The sequence below is a fragment of the Phenylobacterium sp. genome, assembly GCF_030697925.1.
GTDB lineage: Bacteria > Pseudomonadota > Alphaproteobacteria > Caulobacterales > Caulobacteraceae > Phenylobacterium.
This window is the reverse complement of sequence record NZ_JAUYOJ010000021.1, coordinates 1-3,647: the sequence shown is the minus strand read 5'-3', so window position 1 is coordinate 3,647 and position 3,647 is coordinate 1. Positions and strand designations below refer to the sequence as shown.

Sequence of the window (3,647 nt, the reverse complement as noted above, 5' to 3'; positions counted from 1 at the left end):
ATAATCGTCCGATGAAATGTCTTGGTTATCAAACGCCGAACGAGGCCTATGAATTTGAAATGAACAAATTACATCAAAAGTCATTACGTGAAAACATTAAAAAAATTTATCCCCAGGTTGCACTTGTAAATTGAATGTGGGCAAGCCTTTTTGGTCAATTCGCATTACGAAGGGATACCGAGCTATCGGCTATTTAAAAAATGATCAGATGTTTTGGTTTTGGATTGGTAATCATGATGATTACGAGCGATTACTATCGCAACTGTGATTTTTTTACATATCGTCATTGACGACGTCCGCATCTGTTCACCCCGTTAGATAGTAAACATCTAACGGGGCAAGCTGCGCGCTATTGGGAGATGAAGTGAAGCGGCTGTATAATGTGGGGAGGTAAATTTCTGATTTGCAATTTATGCTTGGCATGTTACTATGTGAATTATGAAGCAGATAATACAATTTTTTATATCAAAAAGTGATAATTATTATGTTGCGGAAGCGATAGATTTACCTATTATAACGCAAGCTCAAACCTTTGAAGAGCTTATTTCTAATATCAAAGAAGCTGTTGAGGTGTATATGCACGATGAAAACGCGGAAGAAATCGGTGTTGCGAATAATCCCTCTTTGCTTATAAATTTTGAAATACCCGCATATGCCTAATCGCATACGCAATCTTTCTGGCGACGATATCGTCTCAATTTTTGAAAAATTCGGCTTTACGCTATCTTTTTCAAAAGGCAGTCATTGCAAATTGAGTAGAATTGTCAGTGGTGAAAAGCAAGTGATTGTTGTCCCGCGTCACGCATCAGTTGCAAAAGGCACAATCAAATCTATTTATCGCAAAGCAACTGTTTATTTAGGAGAAGAGAAATTAAAACCGTTGTTTTATACGGATTGATTTTTTGATTTCCTCGATTACGTCCGCATCTATTTACCCCGGTTGAAATGAATGATGTATTATTATACAGATTGAAACGCTTTCTGATCTCTAACGGGGCAAGCCGCGCGTTGTCGGGAGATGAAATTAAGCGGTTGTATAATAGGGGGAGGTAATAGCACATGCATCTTGTTTTCTTCTAAATTTTTTGTATCAATGAGTGATTGAAAAAGAGAGTTATCCACAGGGGTAAATTGTAATTATTGTATCTCTGCAGTTTTCTATTTGACAGAAGGTTTTTGGGTATTATTATTACTATATTATGAAAGCAAAAAAACAAATGACTATTGACGATCTTGCAGTTGTGGTTCAAAAGGGGTTTCAGGGTGTTGATCATAAATTCCAAGATATTGAGAGCAAAATGGCCACGAAAGACATGCTTGAGAATTTGGCCACGAAAGACATGCTTGAGAATTTGGCCACCAAGGATATGCTTGACGATCTTGCAATGATGACCCAGAAGGGATTTCAATATATTGAGAGTAAAATGGCCACCAAAGACATGCTCGCAGTCGTAGTTGAGAGTATAGATCTTGTCCGCCAAGATGTGCGGGATATTAAGATTACACTTGGTCCATTGGTACGCACGGTCGCTAGTTTAGATACAGACATGCAGCATCTTACGGTGCGTGTGGCGCGTTTGGAACAAAAGGGCGGTTTGGTTAAAAAATAGTGAATGTTATAAAGAAAATGAAGAAACAAATGACTATTGATGATCTTGCGGGAATGGTTAAGCGAGGATTTGATGCAACTGCATCAAAAGAGGGTTTTCATATCCTTAAGCAGGATATGGATCGGCAGTTTTCAGGGGTTAATGATCGTCTCGACCGCAATGTATAATTGTATCCCTCGTCCTAGAGTGTCCGTACACACGGAGTAGCTCGTAAGAACTCCTCGGGATCTTCGCGCGTTCCGCGCTCGACCTAAGTATTTTCCAATCCGTAAATGGAACTGAAATCAGTGTACCATCTGATTGCTGATCTTAGTAAATAATCGGTGTTTTTCTTCTTGCATTTCTTTGGCTGCCGTAAGGTGTGATTGCTTCATCTGTATTTCGGCCAGTGCCTCTCTGGTAATATCCGGCTTCAGATACTTCTCAACGCTTTCAAACGAGAGCAGCTTCTCACACGGAGTGCGATAATCATTGTATGTAATTCGTATCTTTCCCCTTGCATCCATGTCTTTCTCCGGAAACGCGCATTGCCTATGGAAGTTAAGATAGGAATTGAACAATGTTCGGTAAAACTCATTGATCAGCCACGCATACTTCCTCGGAATGTGCATATACCCCATGTGTCTGCGTATGACTGCTCCATTCTTTCCTTCCACCAGCGCATTGTCATTGGTATGTCTGGATCGTGACTTGGTTTGCTCGATCAAAAGCGTATGCAAAAGTTTCGCTGCCACCTTGTTAATATACTCTGATCCATTGTCTGAATGGAAGCCACGGATCACAAACGGAAACTGTGAGAGTGCATCTGCAAGGAGCGGTTTTAGAAATTGCTCTGAAATCCCCTCCACACACCCAACAATCTCCCATTGGGTTACTTCATCCACAAGATTGATATGATACACCCCCTTCTCCTTGTCTCTATCACCCTGATGCACTGAATCTACGCGTAAATACCCTGGTTTTCCCTCTGGATCAGGTTTCTTCCTGATACCGATTGCCACCGGAGTTGGTTTGGTCTTCTCATAGTGAAGACTGCGGGATTGATAGATGCGCGTCCCGCGAAGATTGTAGAGGTGGGAAACCGATATCTTAGAAAGCCGCTCAAACCGCACATCCCCATATACACCATACATATCTGCAAATGTTTTCTTTGTTGCTTTGCCGTTCCGATATGCCTCTGCCGCATCGACTTGGGCAAGCAGTGCAATGTCTTGAGGGAGATAGATGCGGGGAAACGTAGGTTGAGTGCGCTCCCTCTGTATCACGAGCCCGATTTCCTTCTTTCTCCTGATGAGCCGGTCAATCTGGGTTTCCGAGTATCCGGTCATCATGATGATATACCGCTTGATGATACCCTTGTTCTTCTTGGTCTCGGAGAAGTATCGAAACTTACCAAGGGTTCGACCGATCCACTCGTATGCTTCACTTCGGTCTGTACTCTGAAACACCGCACCCTTTGAGAGCTTCACGAACTCTCTGAGTTGTGCGACACTCACTAATGAATTGTCTTGCATGCTGATGGTCATACAACCAGCATGGTACAATTCGGCGTTGAGGAGCCACTTCGGCTCCTTTTACGCTAGAATCGTTGCTTATTTCGGTTCCATCTTGTATTGGAGAAGACTCCGGCTTTTCGGAATAGGCGGTGGAAATTCTCGTGGTCGTGGGTGGGCTGATTTTATCGATCACCCGCTCCAGGTGATGCTTTGCCGACCAATCATAGGTGATTAGCGAGAAGCCGACGATGACCATGGTACACAGAAGCAAGAATACGGTTGGTACAGCCCACTTTCGCATAGTCTCTCCCTTTCATCAAACTTCAAACCGTTTAAACATCAAGGATCAATCAATACATACATTATAACATTTATATTACTTTAAGTCAAGTACATGTCCTGTATCTCCTCACAACTCTGAGCGGCGCTTCTCCAACAACGGCAACATAACATCAAAGAAATTGGCATCAGGATTTTGTTTGCGCATGGTCTCAATGACTGAGCTATTGACTTGATGCGCGGTGGTTCCCGCAAGAGAACG

At 42.6% G+C, this 3,647-nt stretch carries 5 protein-coding genes; 4 read left to right on the top strand and 1 reads right to left on the bottom strand.

All coding sequences use genetic code 11. The features are described from left to right. Positions 1-438 precede the first annotated feature (438 nt). The 4 genes from Q8Q88_RS02390 (at position 439) to Q8Q88_RS02375 (ending at position 1,777) form a co-directional block, all read left to right on the top strand. On the top strand, positions 439-660 hold the full coding sequence (locus Q8Q88_RS02390) for a type II toxin-antitoxin system HicB family antitoxin (protein WP_305673599.1): 222 nt from the start codon (positions 439-441) through the stop codon (positions 658-660). Next, positions 653-898 (top strand): type II toxin-antitoxin system HicA family toxin, encoded by a 246-nt coding sequence (locus Q8Q88_RS02385; RefSeq protein ID WP_305673598.1) that lies wholly within the window; start codon positions 653-655, stop codon positions 896-898. Before Q8Q88_RS02390 ends, Q8Q88_RS02385 begins: the two co-directional genes overlap by 8 nt. A 301-nt stretch (positions 899-1,199) precedes the next feature. After that, positions 1,200-1,610, top strand: coding sequence for a hypothetical protein (locus tag Q8Q88_RS02380; RefSeq protein ID WP_305673597.1), 411 nt, complete (start codon positions 1,200-1,202; stop codon positions 1,608-1,610). A gap of 29 nt (positions 1,611-1,639) precedes the next feature. Then, positions 1,640-1,777 carry a hypothetical protein gene (locus Q8Q88_RS02375; RefSeq protein WP_305673596.1) on the top strand — a complete coding sequence of 46 codons (138 nt, stop codon included), beginning with the start codon at positions 1,640-1,642 and terminating at the stop codon, positions 1,775-1,777. Between the two features lie 117 nt (positions 1,778-1,894). On the opposite strand, the gene Q8Q88_RS02370 is transcribed toward Q8Q88_RS02375, so the two are convergent. Beyond that, a complete protein-coding gene (locus tag Q8Q88_RS02370) occupies positions 1,895-3,136 on the bottom strand; it encodes a transposase family protein (RefSeq protein WP_305673595.1) in 1,242 nt (413 codons plus the stop codon). Positions 3,137-3,647: the final 511 nt, after the last annotated feature.

Bases quoted from the DNA above. Each gene is read 5' to 3' on its own strand.
- Q8Q88_RS02390 (WP_305673599.1), top strand. From the start codon at position 439: ATGAAGCAGATAATACAATTTTTTATATCAAAAAGTGATAATTATTAT.
- Q8Q88_RS02370 (WP_305673595.1), bottom strand. From the start codon at position 3,136: ATGACCATCAGCATGCAAGACAATTCATTAGTGAGTGTCGCACAACTC.
- Q8Q88_RS02375 (WP_305673596.1), top strand. From the start codon at position 1,640: ATGACTATTGATGATCTTGCGGGAATGGTTAAGCGAGGATTTGATGCA.
- Q8Q88_RS02385 (WP_305673598.1), top strand. From the start codon at position 653: ATGCCTAATCGCATACGCAATCTTTCTGGCGACGATATCGTCTCAATT.
- Q8Q88_RS02380 (WP_305673597.1), top strand. From the start codon at position 1,200: ATGAAAGCAAAAAAACAAATGACTATTGACGATCTTGCAGTTGTGGTT.